This window comes from Bacillus sp. CFBP9009 (genome assembly GCF_036541465.1).
Taxonomy (GTDB): domain Bacteria; phylum Bacillota; class Bacilli; order Bacillales; family DSM-1321; genus Peribacillus.
This window is the reverse complement of sequence record NZ_JAZHFU010000002.1, coordinates 430,420-447,668: the sequence shown is the minus strand read 5'-3', so window position 1 is coordinate 447,668 and position 17,249 is coordinate 430,420. Positions and strand designations below refer to the sequence as shown.

Below are 17,249 nucleotides of genomic sequence, written 5' to 3'. Positions count from 1 at the left end.
TGAATTCGTGATTTTTATCAAAATGGACCATATCCAATGAAGTGAGCCGTTATGACAGCTATTAATCCAATGAGATATTGAATAAGTACCAGCGGCAGAATCCACTTCGCCCATTTTGTCCAAGGTATGCCTGCGATTGCCAAGCCCGCCATCAAGGTGGTAGCGGTTGGGAAAATCATATTTCCGATTCCGTCCGCAAAAGAGAAAGTCAACACTGCAGTTTGGCGTGTAATATCCAATAAGTCTGCGAGCGGAATCATAATTGGCATGGTCAACATTGCATGACCGGTGCCGGATGCTAGAATAAAATGAATAAGAGTTTGGAAGCTGTACATGCCGGCAACACTTAAATAGGCCGGAATATGCTGGATAGCTTCAGATACTTGATGCAGCATAGGGTCGACGATATGCCCATCATTCAATACAACAAGAATGGCGCGTGATACGCCAATAATCAAAGCACCGCCTAGCAAGGCTGCAGAACCATTGGTAAAGGAGTTGACAATTTGATCTGCAGATAATTTACCGAATATTCCAATCACGATTGTCAAAACAATGAATAAGGCTGTAATTTCTGTGATGTACCATTGGAACTTGATGACACCAAATGCCAAGACGATATAGTTAATTAAAAAAGAGATTAAGATGAATTTATGTCTTGCAGTTAATTTCGAACTTGATTGGAGCAGTTTTTTTGCTTCTTCTTTTTTATATTTTCCGTAGATTCCTATAGAAGGATTTTTCTTGACCTTCATAGCGTAACGATAGATATAAAGAACGGAAACAAGGTAGACGATAATAAATAAAATAAGGCGCAACCCTATTCCTGAGAACATCGGCAATTCAGCAATTCCTTGTGCAAGTCCTACAGTGAAGGGATTCATGATAGCAGTCGTGAACCCTGACAATGCCCCTACAATGACGATGGCAGTACCTGTAATTGTATCGAATCCCAGGGCCAACGCCAGCGGAATGATAAGAGGAAGGTAAGCTAGTGTTTCTTCTGCCATTCCCATTAAGGAGCCGCCTACAGCAAAAAACAGCATCACGACAGGAATTAATAGCTTTTCACGTGTCGCCAACTTCCGAGCCATTGTGGCGATGAGCACATCAACCGTCCCTGTAGCTCTTAAAACACCGAAAAACCCTCCAATAATCAATAAGAAAAAGATAATATTGCCGGCTTCAACCATTCCTGTGTGAATAGCTTTTATCATATCGAACAATTCCACCGGTGCAGATTCTATCCATTTGAAAGAATTGGCGTCAACAGTTGTCCGTCCATCTGCTTCAATCCGTGTATATTCCCCGGCAGGCAAAATGTAAGTAAATAGAGTTGCAATTGCGAGAATGCAGAGCAGCAATACAAAAACATTGATTTTTCTCTCTTTTTCTCCCGCTGTTTCAAGCGAAACAGCCTTCTCTTCTACTTGGCTCATAAGTGTCTCTCCTTTGTATATAAAATAAGTACATGGAACTAATACGCTAACAAAATATTGCCAGCCTATCGACTATCATCTGTTTTTCTAGTATTCTGCTGTTTCCCTCCTTTTCAAATCCATAGGCACGTCAACTCAATCACGTCAACTCAATATATAAGCAAATTCTGTGCCAATATGGGGTAATTGATTTTTATGAGAACTTATTGGTTGGATTGAAGTTAAAGGTCATTATTGGTTCTTTTTGGTGATATAATAGTACCAATTAAAGACAGGTAGGTGTTTTTATGTCAAAATCCTCACTTACACTTATAGCGGGAAGCTCAAAAACAAAGGAAGCCTTGCAGGAGCAACTGGAACAACTGCTTGGAGACTACGTTCATGTCAGCAGCTTGCTACCGATGAGGGAATACCTCGTTCTCTGGGAGATGGTATTATCTTGTATTCATCAGATGCAGCTTATGATAAGAAAATGGGAATGAATGGCGTAAATGCCCAGAAAATAATCGTGGGAAAGAGAACTGTTAATCATGAATACATTTGACAAGCTATTAAGAATACCAGAGGGTTCGGCAGTGCTTTTGGTGAATGATGATGACGATGCAACTATAAACCTTATTGAATCCTTATATCAGCTTGGTGTAGATCATGTTCAATTTATCCCTTTCAGGAAGGGGATTTTATTTTATGAGAATGTCCAAATAGCCGTATCACCAGGAGAAACTCATCTGTGCCCCTCTTACATAAAAGAAGTAATCGATATAGGCGTGCGTCTTTTTGATATAACAACAATTCTGGAAGTTGTGGAATGCTGTGGTTTACACAAGGATATATCCTCAAAGATTTCTGAAAGGTATATTAGTAATATCATTGAATTACAACGTAAGCTGTTACATGCGGAGTGGGATGCCAAGCAAATGAGCGATCATATCCAAAATGTGTTGGGGACTGTCGATGACGGCATATTGGTCGTTAACGAGGAAGGGCTGATAACGGTATTCAATAACCAGCTTGCGGCATTATTCCATGTTGATGCAAAAGATGTGGTTAATCAGTATCTAGAGCATGTAATGAATCGCCGGGATATTATCGATTTCATCATGGGAAGTAATGACGAAAGCAAGTTCTTCAACATAGACGGAGTGGATGTCGTAATTTTTCGGTTGCAAATGATGAAAGAAAATACAATCGTCGTAACCTTCAAAAGCGTACATCAAGCCTTTGAAATAGAAAAGACTGCACAAAGAGAAATGCGCAATCAAGGATTTTATTCAAAATACTGCTTTGACGATATTATCGGCGAGAATGAAGTAATGAAAGAGCGTAAGCAGATTGCCAAGAAGCTTGCCTTGTCGGAGCATCCAATTTTGATTCAGGGAGAGACAGGTACAGGAAAAGAGCTGTTTGCTCATGCGATTCATGAGCATTCAGTGCGAAAGAACGGGCCATTTCTAGCGGTTAACTGTAGCGCTTTAACAGAAACTTTACTTGAAAGTGAATTGTTCGGCTACGAAGAAGGGGCATTTACAGGAGCGCAAAGAGGAGGAAAGAAAGGACTGTTTGAAATGGCGGATAAAGGGACTATCTTTTTGGATGAAATTGGTGACATAAGTCTCACAGTTCAATCCCATCTGCTTCGAGTCTTCAGGAGGGGGAAATCCGCAGAATTGGCGGCAAGAGCATCATTCCCGTTAATGTCAGGGTGATTACCGCGACGAATAAAAATCTTCATGATAAGATGCGGGACGGTTCATTCAGAACAGACTTGTTTTACCGTCTGAATGTGCTCAATCTTTACATACCGTCACTCAAAGAGAGAAGAGCGGATATTCCACTTTTGATAAAGCACCTCATCACAAAAAGTGGGAAGTGGGTAAAAGTAGAGGAAGACGTACTGGAATATTTTATGCAATATGAATGGCCCGGCAACATACGGGAACTTAAAAGTACAATCGATTACATGTTGACGGTTTGTGAGGGGAATGTCGTGACGAAAAGTGACCTTCCGTTCATGCATGGGAATAAGGAAGACAGTGTGACGGCAGATTATCCCGTCTGTGAAAGTGTGTTGGAAAATCAGGAGCGCGCTTTCATCTTGGAAATAATTAAGCAATACAACGATAAAGGAAAAGCGGCAAGCAGAGAACTGATTTCTAATCAAAGTAAAGTATCGGACTTTGTCTTGTCCCCTCAGCAGATTCGTCGCCGTTTGGATATTTTAGAAATCGAAGGATTTGTCGTCAAAGGCAGAGGAAGGGCCGGCACTAAGATTACCGCTGAAGGAATAGAGTATTTATATTTTCTTAAGTCAAAGCATGCTATGCATTGATATAATTAGTCACTACCAATAAGGGGAGTTTGCTAATTTAGTTATATCGCCAATAAGAAATTTAAAAGGAAATTATAAAATATTAATAGCCCCGTTTCTCAGTGTCATAAAAGAGGAATGGGGCTTTTTAACACCGATAAGTATCAATCATTTTACTATAATTGCCTCGTTTCGCAGCAATTTCCCAACTAAGAATCTTATATATTGTTAAAATCATCATCATTCTCTAATGTTTTCAAAATATGCTTAGTCAGAATTGAGGCATCCGTGTTTTTCCAAACTGCCGATATCGAACTGGTTAATTCCGAGTTATCGATGTTCAAGGCTTTTACTTGGCTTTTTCCCAACAAACTCACCATATCTTCCGGCATGAGGGCTACGCCTAAGTTATTGGATATTAGATTGGCAATCGTCAGTAATTCAGAGCCTTTACATAATTCTTTAGGTGAAAATCCAGCCGTCAGGCAAGCCTTTTCCAAAAGGAATTGAAGGGAGTGTGCTTGAACGGCATCATAATGGATAAAAGGTTCGTCTTTTGCTTCGTATAAATGTATAGCCTCTTTTTGGGCTAGTGGATGATCCATGGAGACGACTAATTGTAAAGGGAACCTCATGAATTCAATCATGCTTAATCCTTCATTGGCGATGATGTTACTGTGAATGGGCGTTCGGATGAAACCGATGTGATAATTTTGTTGGTTTACGAGTTTTACTGCTCTTGAAGATGTTGTTTCATGCACGTAAAACTCTGTTTCCGGGTATTCCCCCACGATCTTTTTCAATAACTTCGGGATATATATACTAGCTGCAGAGGGTACGGTAGCAATCTTCAATTTAGGCTTGGGGATAGCTTTATTTTCAACTATGTAATTTACTGTTTTCTCAATATCTTCAAAGGAAGGAGCAAGTTTTTTATAGATGTACTCTCCTTCTTCCGTCAATGTAATTTTTCTTGTGGTTCGATTCAATAGTTTAAAGCCTAATTGTTTTTCGAGGGATAAAATCTGTTGGCTAAGTCCGGGCTGGGATATATGCAGGGTTTTGGAAGCCTCACTGAAACTAAGATGGTTAGAAACCTCTATGAAATAGCGGAGGGATAGGAAATTCAAACAATCACCCACTTCAGTTGGATTTGAAAATACAGAGCTAAAATGGCTGGTAAAAGAAAGGGTTGGACAGTTGATTCCCTCTCAAACAAAGCTGGATATAACGATTAAAGGTTAGGAAGATCCTTTTATAACATCTACTTATAAGTTTATAACAATAATATATTTCTAAAATGGAAGAGTCAATATTATCCTTAAAGAAAGGAAGAATAGGTAATAAAAGGTAATATATTACTATTGGGTAGCGGATTTTCCTTGTTTTTAATAGGTGTTTTTACACATTTAAGCTTGGTGATTGGATTTCTATAAAACTATTTAATGTAATACTAGTGCTTATGGATGATGTGTCTAATTTTGTAAAAAAAGGGAAAGTAAGGTGGTCGGTAGAATAATAACATTATCATCTTTTGCAGATGATGAAAACACATGAGGGGGAGTTTTATGAAAAAATTTCATAAGTGCTTTTTATTGGTCATGATTTTGACGGTATCCGGTATTATCACTGCCTGCGGAGACAGCAAAACAGGTGTCTCGGGCAGCGGAAACCAAAATTTGAGTTTGTTGACTGGTGGTACGGGAGGTACATACTATCCGCTCGGAGGACAAATTGGAAAAATCATTTCCGATAAAACAAAAGCGAACATAACACCTCAGACATCTGGCGCCTCCGCCGAAAACATGGAAACGTTAAGGGCTGGAGAGGCTGAAATTGCTTTTTCGCAAACGGATATCGCCGCATATGCACTTGAAGGAACAGAAATGTTCGACGGGAAACCCATTGACAATATAATGGCGATCAGCTCTCTATATCCTGAAACTGTTCAAATTGTAACGACTGCAAAAAGCGGGATTAAATCAATTGAGGATTTAAAGGGTAAAAAGGTATCAGTAGGTGCTCCGGGTTCCGGTGCATATATCAATGCCATGCAAATCCTGGAGATTCATGGTTTGTCTGAGAAAGATATTAAAGGACAAAATCTGTCCTTCGATGAGTCGGCCGAAGGAATTCAAGCAGGAAATATTGACGCAGCTTTCATTACTGCCGGAACACCAACAGGTGCAGTTGAGGCGCTGTCCGTACAAAATGATATCATGATCCTGCCTATTGCAGAGGACAAAATTCAAGCGTTGGTTAAAAAATATCCATACTATGCTGAAGATACAATTCCAAGTGGTACGTACAAAATCAAATCCGAGGTAAAAACAGTTGCAGTTAAAGCGATGTTAGTGGTTACAAAGGATCTTGATGAAGATTTAGTTTATGAAATGACTAAAGCTGTATATGACAACACAGATCAAATCACACATGCAAAAGGCAAGTTCCTTACAGCAGAAACTGCCCTAGAAGGATTAGGGGAAATGGAAGTGCATCCTGGAGCAGCAAAATACTTTAAAGAAAAAGGTGTTTCCAAGTAATGCAATTGGGTCGGTAGCTCGCTTTATGTGGCCTATCGGCTTCGTTTTTTTCTAAATGGGATATCTGGTTTTGAAAGGGGTACCTATGAAATTCAAGAGATTCATGGCATTTGGTATACCTCTGCTCATCGCTTTTTTATTCTTTTTTCCTTACAAGCATGTAATTGCCTTTTCCTTTGAGGACCAAGGGGAATTAATCGCATACTTTCCTTTGAAAAAAGAAAAAGAATTCAAGATTGAGTATACACACTCCATCCACCTCACGGATGTTTTGGAATCATATCGTTTATCGGATAAGCAAATCGAACAAACTGAACTTTCTTATCATGATTTTGCAGTTGGTATGCCTTCTAATGCGGAGGGGGAGGAAGTATTTGAAGAAAAAGACGGTACCTATTTCATAAAAAATATGAAACGCAATTTCACCCATATCGATTTACGGGTAGGACAAGTTAAAGCTAACCATCGTTTAATTTATGATGAAAAACCATACACATTGGCAGACTTCATTAAACCAGGGACATGGGTCAGGATTTCATCGGAAAGAATTTCATTGTGGGAACAGTTGAAGGGAGTGAAGATTAGTGGCTGATAATGAAAAAATCAAATATTTAACCGAAGCGGAACAGCAGGAGTTATTGGAAAAATATGATCCAGAAGCCGGGACTAGGAAATTAACTGGTGTCTTGGGCCACATTGCGTTTTTTGGACTCCTGGCTTTTTCGCTATTCCAATTATATACTGCCATTTTTGGTGTTTTTACAGCACAAATCCAACGGACGATACATTTAGGGTTTGCACTCTCCTTAGTGTTTTTACTATTTCCCGCAAACCGGAAGAAGCGTGAAAAAGGAAAGTTTCAAATTGCCTGGTACGATATCATATTAGCGATCCTTAGTATCGGGGTAGGTGCATATTGGCCCTTATTTTTCGAAGATATCGTCATGAATGTAGGACGTTTGGGCGCATTGGATTTTGCCGTTGGTTTAATGGCCATTCTCCTGGTTTTGGAGGCAACCAGGCGTGCAGTGGGGCTTCCCATTATGGTCATTGCTTTGATATTCATTTTCTATGGAATTTTTGGACAGTATATGCCAGGATTCCTCGCTCATCGCGGTTTGACTCTAGAACGGATGGTGCAAACGATGTTCTTCTCGACAGAGGGCATTTTAGGCACTCCGTTAGCGGTGTCATCGACATTCATCTTCCTATTTTTACTGTTTGGATCCTTTCTAGTCCGAACAGGTGTCGGTCAATACTTCAATGATCTTTCAACCGCCATTGCCGGCAGAAGGATAGGGGGACCTGCAAAGGTTGCGATTTTTTCCAGTGCTCTTCAAGGAACGATTAGCGGAAGTTCTGTAGCTAATGTTGTCACTTCGGGAGCCTTCACTATACCGATGATGAAAAATCTTGGATATAAGAAGGAATTCGCTGGGGCAGTGGAGGCAGCCGCTTCGACAGGCGGTCAATTGATGCCTCCGGTAATGGGGGCAGCGGCATTCTTAATGGTTGAGTTCATTGGGAATGGGATAACGTATTGGGATATAGCAAAGGCGGCTGCGATTCCAGCTATCCTTTACTTTTCAGGAATTTGGATCATGACCCATTTTGAAGCGAAACGACTTGGGCTGCGTGGGTTAACAAAAGAAGAGATGCCAAGTAAAAAGGAAGTGTTCGGCAAATTTTATTTACTAATACCGATCCTTGCCATTATTTTATTGCTCATGCTGAATATCACGGTTACACATGCAGCACTGTATTCCATTGCTATCTCGGTTCTTGTAGGTTTCATAAACAAGGATGTCCGTATGAAATTCATCGATATCATTTATGCATTGGTGGATGGAGCCCGAACGGCACTTGCGGTTGCAGCTGCAACCGCAGCAGCAGGCATTATTGTAGGAATCGTTACGAAAACCGGATTAGGGCTGAAGCTGGCTAATGGTTTGATAGATTTGTCTGGTGGATATTTGATTCCAACACTGATGCTAACTATGGTAGCGGCACTTATATTAGGAATGGGTTCACCTACGACCGCCAATTATGTCATCACATCGACGATTGCAGCACCTGCGATCATTTTGCTTGGTGTTCCTGATTTATCTGCACATTTATTCGTTTTCTATTTTGGCATTATAGCAGATATTACTCCTCCAGTTGCTTTAGCGGCATTTGCAGCAGCAGGGGTGGCAGGCGGTGAACCGATAAAAACGGGAATTGAGTCATCAAAACTTGCTATCGCTGCATTTATCATTCCATATATTTTTGTTCTTTCCCCACAAATGCTGATGATCGATACAACTTGGATGGAGGTTGCCTGGGTCGTGCTTACAGCAATGTCAGGCATGATTGCAATTGGTGCGGGTGTTATAGGTTACTGGATGAGGGGGATGCACTGGTTAGAAAGAATCCTCGCGATAATCGTTGGTTTACTATTAATCTATCCTGAAACGATATCGGACATCATTGGGGTATCCGCTTTTATCGTATTACTGGCTTTACAATATCTTTGGAAGAGTGACAATCACGACAGCTCCAAAATCTTGGAAAATAACCAAAGCATAGAGAAAAATTGAGTCTAAGAATATCGATCCTAAAAGTAAATGATAGAGCTGAACCATTCGGGGGGGGGGGGGTGATTTTTTGAAGTGAAACATCATTGAGAACACAACGCCCAATCGGAATGTGCAGATTGCTTTTCTATCGAGAACAACCAGCATATTCCTACTAGGGTCATCTGCTCGTATTTTCAGTTGCATTATGGTAGAACCCTAATTGGTTTTAATTTGAAAGGAGACTAATTCATGAAATTTTTAAAAAGTTTTATTTTAGTTACTTTCAGTTTCTTTTGCATGATCACACCAGCTTTTGCAAGTGTCCCTGGAGTGGATACTTCAATGAAAAAAGGAGCAACAAAAGGAATCGTATCAGTTTCCCACCCTTTAGCGGCTGAAGCGGGCATAAAGATATTAAAACAAGGTGGAAACGCAGTCGATGCAGCAGCAGCCATTCAATTATCGTTAAATGTAGTTGAACCGATGATGTCTGGAATCGGCGGCGGTGGTTTTATCATGATTTATAATAAGAAAGAAAATAAAATAACGATGATCGATAGCCGCGAAATGGCACCGCAAAATGTTACGCCTGAACTATTTTTAGATGAAAAGGGAAAGCCCGTACCTTTTAGTAAACGGCACACAACCGGTAAAGCTGTTGGTGTTCCTGGAACCCTTAAGGGGATGGAAGCTGCCCTAGAGAAATATGGAACATTGAAATTATCACAAGTTATGGACCCGGCCATAAAACAAGCTGAAAAAGGAGTTAAGGTCAATTGGATAACAGCGCAATATATCGATGAAAATGTAAAAAAATTAGAAAATAACGAAGAAGCTGCAAAAGTATTTGTGCCTAACGGAAAACCATTGGAAGAGGGAGACACCCTCGTTCAGCCTAATCTAGCAAAGACTCTTAAGTTAATAAAAAAACAAGGTTCAAATGTTTTTTATAAAGGTGAAATCGGGGAAGCCCTCACCAAAGAAGTTCAAAAACGTGATGGGACGATGACAACTGAAGATTTGGAAAACTATGTGGTGAAAGAGAGGGAGCCAATTAAATCGGAATATAGGGGATTTGAAGTGGTCGGGGCGGCTTCACCAAGTTCAGGCAGCTTGACTGTGCAACAGATTCTTGAGCTTATGGAAGGATACGATGTGCAAAAGATGGGGGCGAACTCTCCTGAGTATCTTCATCATCTAACCGAAGCCATGCATCTGGCTTTTGCCGATCGAGCTGCCTATATGGCAGATGAAGATTTTTATGATGTACCCACTAAAGGACTATTAGATGAAGAATATATAAAAGAAAGAAGAAAACTCATCAATCCAAATAAATCAACAGCCGATGTCAAAGAAGGCGATCCATGGAAGTACGAAGACCAAGAACCGGTTTCAATGGAGAAGGTAAAAGAAGAGAAAACACCGATCGGACAAACGACTCACTTTTCTGTAATGGATAAGTGGGGAAATATGGTTTCTTATACGACTACGATCGAGCAAGTATTCGGTTCAGGTATCATGGTACCTGATTATGGATTCATGCTTAATAATGAAATGACGGATTTTGATGCCACACCGGGTGGCGTTAACCAGGTGGAACCAGGAAAAAGACCAAGAAGCAGTATGTCGCCGACCTTCTTATTAAAAGATGGCAACCCTTTCATGGCCATTGGGTCACCAGGTGGAGCCACGATTATAGCATCGGTATCTGAAACGATTATGAATGTGATCGATCATCAAATGACAATTCAAGATGCGATACTTACGCCGCGTGTTTACTCTGCTGGTTATCCGACAGTTAGATGGGAACCGGGAATCGATCAAAATACAAGGTTAGAGTTAATGGCAAAAGGGCATGTTTATGAAGAAAAACCGCAGCATATCGGAAATGTGCAAGCTGTTATTTATGATTATGAAAGGGGAAGAATGTATGGGGGTGCCGACAATACAAGAGAAGGAACAGTTCTCGGCGTGGATGGGGTTTCCTATAAATCGAAACAGCCAAGAGAAATGAAAGAAGAAAAAAAGGGGCCGTTTACCTTAAAAGTGAATGGAGCCGTTTATCCTTACACAGCAAAACAAATGAAACTGATTGATGGAAAACCCTATATCCAATCAGACAAATTGCTTCTAGGTTTGGATGCAATTGAAACAGTGGATTTAAAAATATTTAATCCAGATAAAAAATCCTACTTACCGGTGCTAAAAGTCGCAAAATCATTAGGATATAAAGCAAAATGGAACGAAAAAGACAAAGTTGCACTTTTGGAAAAAGATCCTGCTGATATTGAAGATCCAGACGATGATGGCAGTGTCACGAATTAATTTCTTTTCTTGAGGGAGCCCAGCCTGCTCCAAGAATAAAATCGAATTCTGTATGACTCAAAAAATGGAAAACCCCTGGATTCTCTATGAAAAGAGAATTCAGGGGTTATTTATAGTTCATAGCGTTTCTTTTATAAAATTTGATCATTTCAAAAGTGGATGGCCGCTTAAATTGGATTTTGTCTGTTCAATTGCCAATTTTGCTAAATTCTTTATCGTTACATCGTCCATCGGAGGATTGTGTAAACCAGCTCTTACATCCCTATAGTGCCTTTGTAGTGGATTATTGCGTTGAAGACTTTTTGCACCGACTATTCGCATGGCTTTATCGACAATTGTAATGGCTGCGTTTGTAACAATATGTTTTGCAGCCCCCAGCTCATTTGTGAAATGAATTCTTCGTGATTCATCATCATAAGCCTCGGCAACGCTATATAAGAAATGCCTGGCTTTCATTAATTCCAAATCAATTTCTCCTAACAGTTGTTGGACATTAGCCAGCTGGCTGATAGGTGCATTTATACTGTTTGGAGTATAGTTATTGGCAAAGTGTATGGCGTAATCCCTTGCAGCTTGCGCAATGCCAAGGTAACAGGCTGGAATATGAAGGATCCATGCATTGAATCTGTTTCCACTTGGCATTTCAGGTAACTCAACAAGTTTTGAATCATCCACTTCAACATCTTTAAGGACCAAATCATGACTTCCTGTCCCCCTCATTGAAATTACGTCCCATGTTTCATCTATGTAGAGCCCATCCAAATCTTTATGCAGGAGAAAAAATCCAACCTTTTGCCTTTCCTCGATCCATGCTGAAACTAGGAAATAAGTTAAAACAGGGGACATGGTTGTATAGGTTTTACGTCCGGAAATAACCCAATAATCTCCCTTTTTGACTGCCTTCGTTCCGGGGCGTCCCCCGCGAGTCGGACTGCCAGTTTGCGCTTCACTAACGGAACGGTTCACTAAAGCGCCATTTAGAACTTCCCCAGCAATAAAATCTAAGTTCGGTTTTGTCCAACTTTCCTGTTCAAAAAGGTCTCCTATCACTCCAAGGTTCCAACCAATGGATAACGCAGTCGCTGAATCAAAACTAGCCAATGTTTCTTGAAGGAGAATCATGTCATAAACTTTTAACCCTCCGCCACCATAGGATTTGGGAAGAGTTGAACTTGTATATCCCATACGAATTAAATCTTGAATATGTTCTTTCGGAAAAAAGGCCAATTCATCAATTTGAGCAGAATTATTTTTGAATTTTGATTCTACTTCATATAATTTTTTCAGCCACGCTTTTTGACTCTCCGTCTTAATGAATAGGTTAATCACACGGTTCCCTCCTTCTATTACCTTCTGTTTTTGTTTCAATTCCTATTAATCTTATTGGTTTAAATAATAATTAAGGTGTGTTTAGTTGTCAAGGAAATTAAGGGTTTGCAGATAAACGATGCCTCCGGAAAGACTCTTGTATTTTCATATAACTACAACTCTTTTAATAAAACAGGTGTGTGCAGTTGCTTGAAAATTTTAAATCTACACATTGACTTTACAAAAGTATCCATCTATTATGATTATAACCAAATAACTTACTTAACCTACCTAAATAGTTGGTATTTAGTGGTGAAGGTGATGTATGTATTTCCTTTGAATTTCAGGAAATACAAATGCAAGTAAAAAAAACATCGTAAAACGAAAGGGGATTCACTATGAAAAATAAAAAATTTCGCCATGTTTTAACTATCGGTTTAGCGTTTGTAACCATATTAGCGGGGTGCGGATCAGGTACATCAACAAGTAATGAAGCCGATGCAAATTCAGGTAGCACTTCAGGTGTCCGAAAGGTAAAAGTAGCATATGACCAAGCGTCAAAACCTATGTCTTGGCTGGATGAGAAGGGAAATCCAACTGGATATGATGTGGAAGTTATGAAATTGGTTGATGAATTACTACCGGCATACGAATTCGAATATATTGGCACATCAAGCGATGACCTGTTAGTAGGCATTGAACAAGGTAAATATCAAGTGGGGGTTAAAAATGCTTTCTGGACAGAGGAAAGGACTGAGAAGTTCATCTTTCCTAAAGAATTCCTTGGATTAAGCAGTGCGGGCCTTGTTTTAAAGAAAGAAAATTCAAAGATCAAAAATCTCAAGGACTTTGCTTCAAAGGGCTTCTCCTTAGCACCAATCGCAGCAAATAACGCTCAATACACGATCGTTGATGAGTATAATCAGGCCAATCCGGACAATAAGGTGAAATTGAAAGCCGGAGATGCCTTCACTGTAGATGTAATTCAATGGGTAAATGAAGGCCGTGTCGACGGTGGAATAGCGATCGAGGGAGCTTTTAAGAAGCAAGTGGCCGACGATGGCCCCTATCATAATTTAGTGGATGATCTAGTTTACAATGAATTTGCAGTCATTAAAACCTGGCCATTATTCAACAAAAAAGAACAAAAATTCGCAGATGCTTATGATGAAGCGATTAAAAAAATTAAAGACGAAAAGAAGACGAATGAGTTAAGCAAAAAGTTTTATGGCCGGGATTTATTCGAAGTTTTGGGAACTGTAGAGAGATAACGAAGCCCTTAGCAAAACAAGCATTAAAATGTCAATCAATAGGTTATGACTTGTCATTTTCTTAATATGGGTTTTCTTGGATAACTCTGGTATTTTAAGAGATGGCAAGTTTCTAGGTACTGGCCTTCAATAGAATGATTGGATTTGAAAATTCGAATCTTCAATGAAAGCAGATGGAGGTGAAACATGGAAAAATACTTTGATTTAGCTTACATAGTAGAGTCGGTACCAATGTTAGTTCCCTTTCTAAAAGTAACATTAATCGTTACGGGTCTATCGGTCTTGTTCGGGACAATCATAGGTTTCATCTTAGCAGTCATGAAACTTGGAAATAGTAAAATCGCCAGGAAAATTGCCTATGGATATACAACGGTATTGAGATGTACGCCCTCTATAGTTCTGCTTTTTTTGACTTATTATGGTATACCTGCAATTGCAGGGAAATTTGGCATAAATCTTAATGATATTGATAAAGCAGTATTTGTAGTCATAACCTTTTCGCTTCAATTTGCGGCAGCAATGTCAGAAGTGATCAGAACATCGCTTGAATCTATTGATAGAGGGCAATTTGAAGCGGCAGTAAGCGTTGGATTAAGCAATACGCAAGCTTACCGGAGAATTATTTTACCCCAGGCTTTCGTAGTCGCATTACCAAACTTCGGTAACAGCTTACTTGAATTAATGAAAGAAGGGTCTTTAGCATATACAATCGGCTTGATAGATATCATGGGGAAGGCAGAGCTTATAATCGCCGGGAACTATAACACACATGCATTAGAAATTTATCTTGCATTGGCGGTTATTTACTGGACATTGTCGATTGCCATTGAACAACTGTTCTTAAAATTGGAAAAGGCATTCAGTAAAGGAAAACAAGTGATAACAACTGCATAGAGGGGTGACAGAATGTCAGAAGGTCTGGATTATAGGTTTTTAGTGGAAACCTTTTTTGTAGCGTTATCGGGGGTGCCGACCGCATTATTCATTACAATTGTTGCTTTGATTATTGCCTTGCCATTAGGGTTTTTACTTGCTTTATCAAGAATAAATCAAATCCCGGTATTGAATCGCTTAGCACAGATATACGTTTCATTTGTCAGAGGAACGCCCGTCATTATCCAAATTTTCATTATATATAGCAGTGTGCCATTAATGCTGACTTCTATATTTGAAAAGTATGCTGTCGAAATGAATGTATACGATGTAAATCCGATATGGTACGCATTCATTGTTTTCTCGTTGAATACGACAGCTATTCTCACAGAGGTGTTTCGTTCGGCAATTAGCACAGTGAGCAAGGGGCAACTTGAAGCTTCTTATGCTGTCGGATTAACAACTGTGCAAGCATTTAGAAGAATTATCATTCCACAGACATTGGTAGTGGCATTACCGAATATATGTACAGCAACAGTCAATCTGATTAAAGCGACATCATTAGGTTATGCTTTGTCATTGCAGGAAATCACTTTAAAAGCCAAGGTAGCTGCCAATGTTGGCTACAATTATGTTGAAGCATATATTGATATCTTTCTTGTTTACCTAATTTTATGTAGTTTGGTGGAATACTTGTTTAAAAGGTATGAAAAACGAGTAAGCAGGTTTAAAGCCGTGAGTATCTGAAATGAGGAGGTGTGGCCGAAATGCTAGAGATTAAAAATATTCATAAATCATTCGGTGAGAATGAGATTTTAAAAGGTGTGGATTTAAATATAGACAAGGGGGATGTGGTGGTAATTCTGGGTCCAAGTGGTTCAGGTAAGACAACTTTACTTCGATGCATTAACTTTCTTGAAAAAGCAGATCAAGGACATGCCGTTTTTGGTGATATTGATGTAAGTCTTAAAACGGCATCTAAAAAAGTGATTCATGGAATAAGGCAGAAGATAGCCTTTGTTTTTCAAAATTATAATCTTTTCACTAATAAAACGGCATTGGAAAATGTGACGGAAGGACTGGTTATTGGAAGGAAGATTGCGAAAGCAGAAGCATATGAGATTGGTAAAAAAGCATTGGATAAAGTAGGCTTGTCAGAAAAATATGGTGCTTACCCTAGTGAACTCTCAGGCGGGCAGCAGCAAAGGGTGGGCATTGCGAGAGCGGTTGCTTTAAACCCTGACATAATTTTATTTGACGAACCAACTTCGGCATTGGACCCGGAATTGGTCGGTGAAGTACTGACGGTGATGAAGCAAATCGCCAAAGAAGGAACTACGATGTTAGTTGTCACGCATGAAATGTCTTTTGCAAAGGATGTTGCAAACAGAGTGATTTTTATGGATGCAGGTGTCATAGTGGAAGAGGGGTCGCCTAAAGAAATTTTTGTGAATCCAAAAGAAGAAAGAACGAAGAGGTTCTTAAAAAGAGTCTTGCCGGAGGATTATATTTTTTATATTTAGGTTATGTTCACTTTCTCTTTTGATATGTGATTGAAACAAACGAATGAAAATAACGTTTGTTAGAGGGATTCAGAATGACGTTAAGTGAATTGATAGTAAAAATTTAAAAATTGAATTAAGCAAAAATACATCGGTTGAAAGAATTCTTTATCCATTTACTTGCATCATCATTTTCTGCAAGTGAACAAGCATTTCAAGAAGTGACCGAACGCAAAAATAAAGATGGCTAAACTTGTGTAGATTTTGACTCTTTAAACATATACCTCTACAGTTCATTAACAAGCAGAATAGAATAATGAAAGAAATATACTTTTGTGGAAATTGAAAACTGTAAAGGAGAATAAAAACTTGCGTAATCAACAATGGAGTAAAGTAAAGAAAAAGTTAGAGAGTTTTATCTGTGACTCTCTAAAAAATAGAGTTCAGTTTACTGTTACGAATTATCGAAAGGCTCACGACCGATTAGGACGAGCTTTTATTACTGTTGATAAAAAGGAAATCCTAAATATGTGTACGATAACATCTGATAGAGTAATGTTCAGAAAAGAAAATGAAATAAGAAATGCCAAAAGTATTGAATACAATGTCTATAATGGAAATCAGAACTATGAGATAGGGATACAAGCACATGAAATGATTAAAGCAGAGGGGATTTTTGCACAGTATGACTTTTTAAATGCGGTTGAAGAATATTTTAATTTACCAATAGAAATTTCCTTAAAATCAGATGATATGATTATAAAGATTCTTTCTCTGATAGATAGAAGAGTTGGGATGCGTACGTTACAGGGACTTAAAAAATCTATCCTAAATGAAAAGGAAATTATCCAGTATTTTTATAACTTGCGATGTGAAGCAAAGGGAATAAGAACTTCCTAAAAAGCGCTATAATGAATAATTATTGAACAAGTATTTTACTTGGCGTGGAAGTGTGAGCGTTAGGACGTTATTAATTAGTGAGGAAAAACAATATGGATGGATAGTGAAAACACATGAACCTCCTGCAAATATGAGTGGGAAACCTAGCTCATTGGCAGGAAGTCTAAAGTGTTTTCTTTATATAAAGTGAATCACAATGAACCATGGTGTCTTTTCCATTAA

At 39.1% G+C, this 17,249-nt stretch carries 14 protein-coding genes and 1 pseudogene; 12 read left to right on the top strand and 3 right to left on the bottom strand.

Translation table 11 applies throughout. The features are described from left to right. Positions 1–17: 17 nt before the first annotated feature. Positions 18–1,439, bottom strand: coding sequence for a YfcC family protein (locus V3595_RS07315; RefSeq protein WP_485906247.1), 1,422 nt, complete (start codon positions 1,437–1,439; stop codon positions 18–20). A 287-nt stretch (positions 1,440–1,726) separates the two neighbouring features. Between V3595_RS07315 and V3595_RS07310 the strand changes: the two genes are divergently transcribed. From V3595_RS07310 to V3595_RS07300, 3 genes and pseudogenes are all read left to right on the top strand, one after another. Next, positions 1,727–1,921 carry a hypothetical protein gene (locus V3595_RS07310; RefSeq protein WP_485906245.1) on the top strand — a complete coding sequence of 65 codons (195 nt, stop codon included), beginning with the start codon at positions 1,727–1,729 and terminating at the stop codon, positions 1,919–1,921. A 48-nt stretch (positions 1,922–1,969) separates the two neighbouring features. Next, a pseudogene (locus V3595_RS07305) lies at positions 1,970–3,174 on the top strand (sigma 54-interacting transcriptional regulator); the annotation flags it as partial. A gap of 3 nt (positions 3,175–3,177) precedes the next feature. Beyond that, complete coding sequence (locus V3595_RS07300; RefSeq protein ID WP_485906778.1) at positions 3,178–3,768, top strand: AAA-type ATPase lid domain-containing protein; 591 nt, start codon at positions 3,178–3,180, stop codon at positions 3,766–3,768. Positions 3,769–3,965: 197 nt separating this feature from the next. Here the strand turns inward: V3595_RS07300 and V3595_RS07295 are convergent, their stop codons facing one another. Next, positions 3,966–4,877 carry a LysR family transcriptional regulator gene (locus V3595_RS07295; RefSeq protein WP_485906243.1) on the bottom strand — a complete coding sequence of 304 codons (912 nt, stop codon included), beginning with the start codon at positions 4,875–4,877 and terminating at the stop codon, positions 3,966–3,968. 438 nt (positions 4,878–5,315) lie between these two features. Between V3595_RS07295 and V3595_RS07290 the strand changes: the two genes are divergently transcribed. The 4 genes from V3595_RS07290 (at position 5,316) to ggt (ending at position 11,173) form a co-directional block, all read left to right on the top strand. Then, positions 5,316–6,290, top strand: a complete 975-nt coding sequence (locus V3595_RS07290; RefSeq protein ID WP_137018423.1) for a TAXI family TRAP transporter solute-binding subunit — start codon at positions 5,316–5,318, stop codon at positions 6,288–6,290. Between the two features lie 85 nt (positions 6,291–6,375). Next, entirely contained in the window at positions 6,376–6,882 is a 507-nt protein-coding gene (locus tag V3595_RS07285) for a DUF1850 domain-containing protein (protein ID WP_402902890.1), read from the top strand. Continuing rightward, a complete protein-coding gene (locus V3595_RS07280) occupies positions 6,875–8,869 on the top strand; it encodes a TRAP transporter permease (protein WP_137018425.1) in 1,995 nt (664 codons plus the stop codon). The genes V3595_RS07285 and V3595_RS07280 overlap by 8 nt, the downstream gene beginning before the upstream one ends. Before the next feature lie 228 nt (positions 8,870–9,097). After that, on the top strand, positions 9,098–11,173 hold the full coding sequence (ggt, locus tag V3595_RS07275) for a gamma-glutamyltransferase (RefSeq protein WP_485906240.1): 2,076 nt from the start codon (positions 9,098–9,100) through the stop codon (positions 11,171–11,173). Between the two features lie 144 nt (positions 11,174–11,317). On the opposite strand, the gene V3595_RS07270 is transcribed toward ggt, so the two are convergent. Beyond that, positions 11,318–12,502 carry an acyl-CoA dehydrogenase family protein gene (locus V3595_RS07270; protein ID WP_485906238.1) on the bottom strand — a complete coding sequence of 395 codons (1,185 nt, stop codon included), beginning with the start codon at positions 12,500–12,502 and terminating at the stop codon, positions 11,318–11,320. A gap of 377 nt (positions 12,503–12,879) precedes the next feature. Between V3595_RS07270 and V3595_RS07265 the strand changes: the two genes are divergently transcribed. The 5 genes from V3595_RS07265 (at position 12,880) to V3595_RS07245 (ending at position 17,027) form a co-directional block, all read left to right on the top strand. Further along, positions 12,880–13,752 carry a transporter substrate-binding domain-containing protein gene (locus V3595_RS07265; RefSeq protein WP_485906236.1) on the top strand — a complete coding sequence of 291 codons (873 nt, stop codon included), beginning with the start codon at positions 12,880–12,882 and terminating at the stop codon, positions 13,750–13,752. Positions 13,753–13,938: 186 nt separating this feature from the next. Continuing rightward, on the top strand, positions 13,939–14,646 hold the full coding sequence (locus tag V3595_RS07260; RefSeq protein WP_137018429.1) for an amino acid ABC transporter permease: 708 nt from the start codon (positions 13,939–13,941) through the stop codon (positions 14,644–14,646). 12 nt (positions 14,647–14,658) lie between these two features. Further along, positions 14,659–15,372, top strand: a complete 714-nt coding sequence (locus V3595_RS07255; RefSeq protein WP_241588817.1) for an amino acid ABC transporter permease — start codon at positions 14,659–14,661, stop codon at positions 15,370–15,372. Between the two features lie 20 nt (positions 15,373–15,392). Next, the gene (locus V3595_RS07250) at positions 15,393–16,148 is read left to right on the top strand and encodes an amino acid ABC transporter ATP-binding protein (protein ID WP_101221855.1); all 756 of its coding nucleotides are present in this window, start codon (positions 15,393–15,395) and stop codon (positions 16,146–16,148) included. Positions 16,149–16,496: 348 nt separating this feature from the next. Beyond that, entirely contained in the window at positions 16,497–17,027 is a 531-nt protein-coding gene (locus tag V3595_RS07245) for an SF0329 family protein (RefSeq protein WP_485906234.1), read from the top strand. The last annotated feature ends 222 nt before the right edge of the window (positions 17,028–17,249 follow it).

Bases quoted from the DNA above. Each gene is read 5' to 3' on its own strand.
- V3595_RS07315 (WP_485906247.1), bottom strand. From the start codon at position 1,439: ATGAGCCAAGTAGAAGAGAAGGCTGTTTCGCTTGAAACAGCGGGAGAA.
- V3595_RS07310 (WP_485906245.1), top strand. From the start codon at position 1,727: ATGTCAAAATCCTCACTTACACTTATAGCGGGAAGCTCAAAAACAAAG.
- V3595_RS07300 (WP_485906778.1), top strand. From the start codon at position 3,178: ATGCGGGACGGTTCATTCAGAACAGACTTGTTTTACCGTCTGAATGTG.
- V3595_RS07290 (WP_137018423.1), top strand. From the start codon at position 5,316: ATGAAAAAATTTCATAAGTGCTTTTTATTGGTCATGATTTTGACGGTA.
- V3595_RS07285 (WP_402902890.1), top strand. From the start codon at position 6,376: ATGAAATTCAAGAGATTCATGGCATTTGGTATACCTCTGCTCATCGCT.
- ggt (WP_485906240.1), top strand. From the start codon at position 9,098: ATGAAATTTTTAAAAAGTTTTATTTTAGTTACTTTCAGTTTCTTTTGC.
- V3595_RS07265 (WP_485906236.1), top strand. From the start codon at position 12,880: ATGAAAAATAAAAAATTTCGCCATGTTTTAACTATCGGTTTAGCGTTT.
- V3595_RS07260 (WP_137018429.1), top strand. From the start codon at position 13,939: ATGGAAAAATACTTTGATTTAGCTTACATAGTAGAGTCGGTACCAATG.
- V3595_RS07255 (WP_241588817.1), top strand. From the start codon at position 14,659: ATGTCAGAAGGTCTGGATTATAGGTTTTTAGTGGAAACCTTTTTTGTA.
- V3595_RS07250 (WP_101221855.1), top strand. From the start codon at position 15,393: ATGCTAGAGATTAAAAATATTCATAAATCATTCGGTGAGAATGAGATT.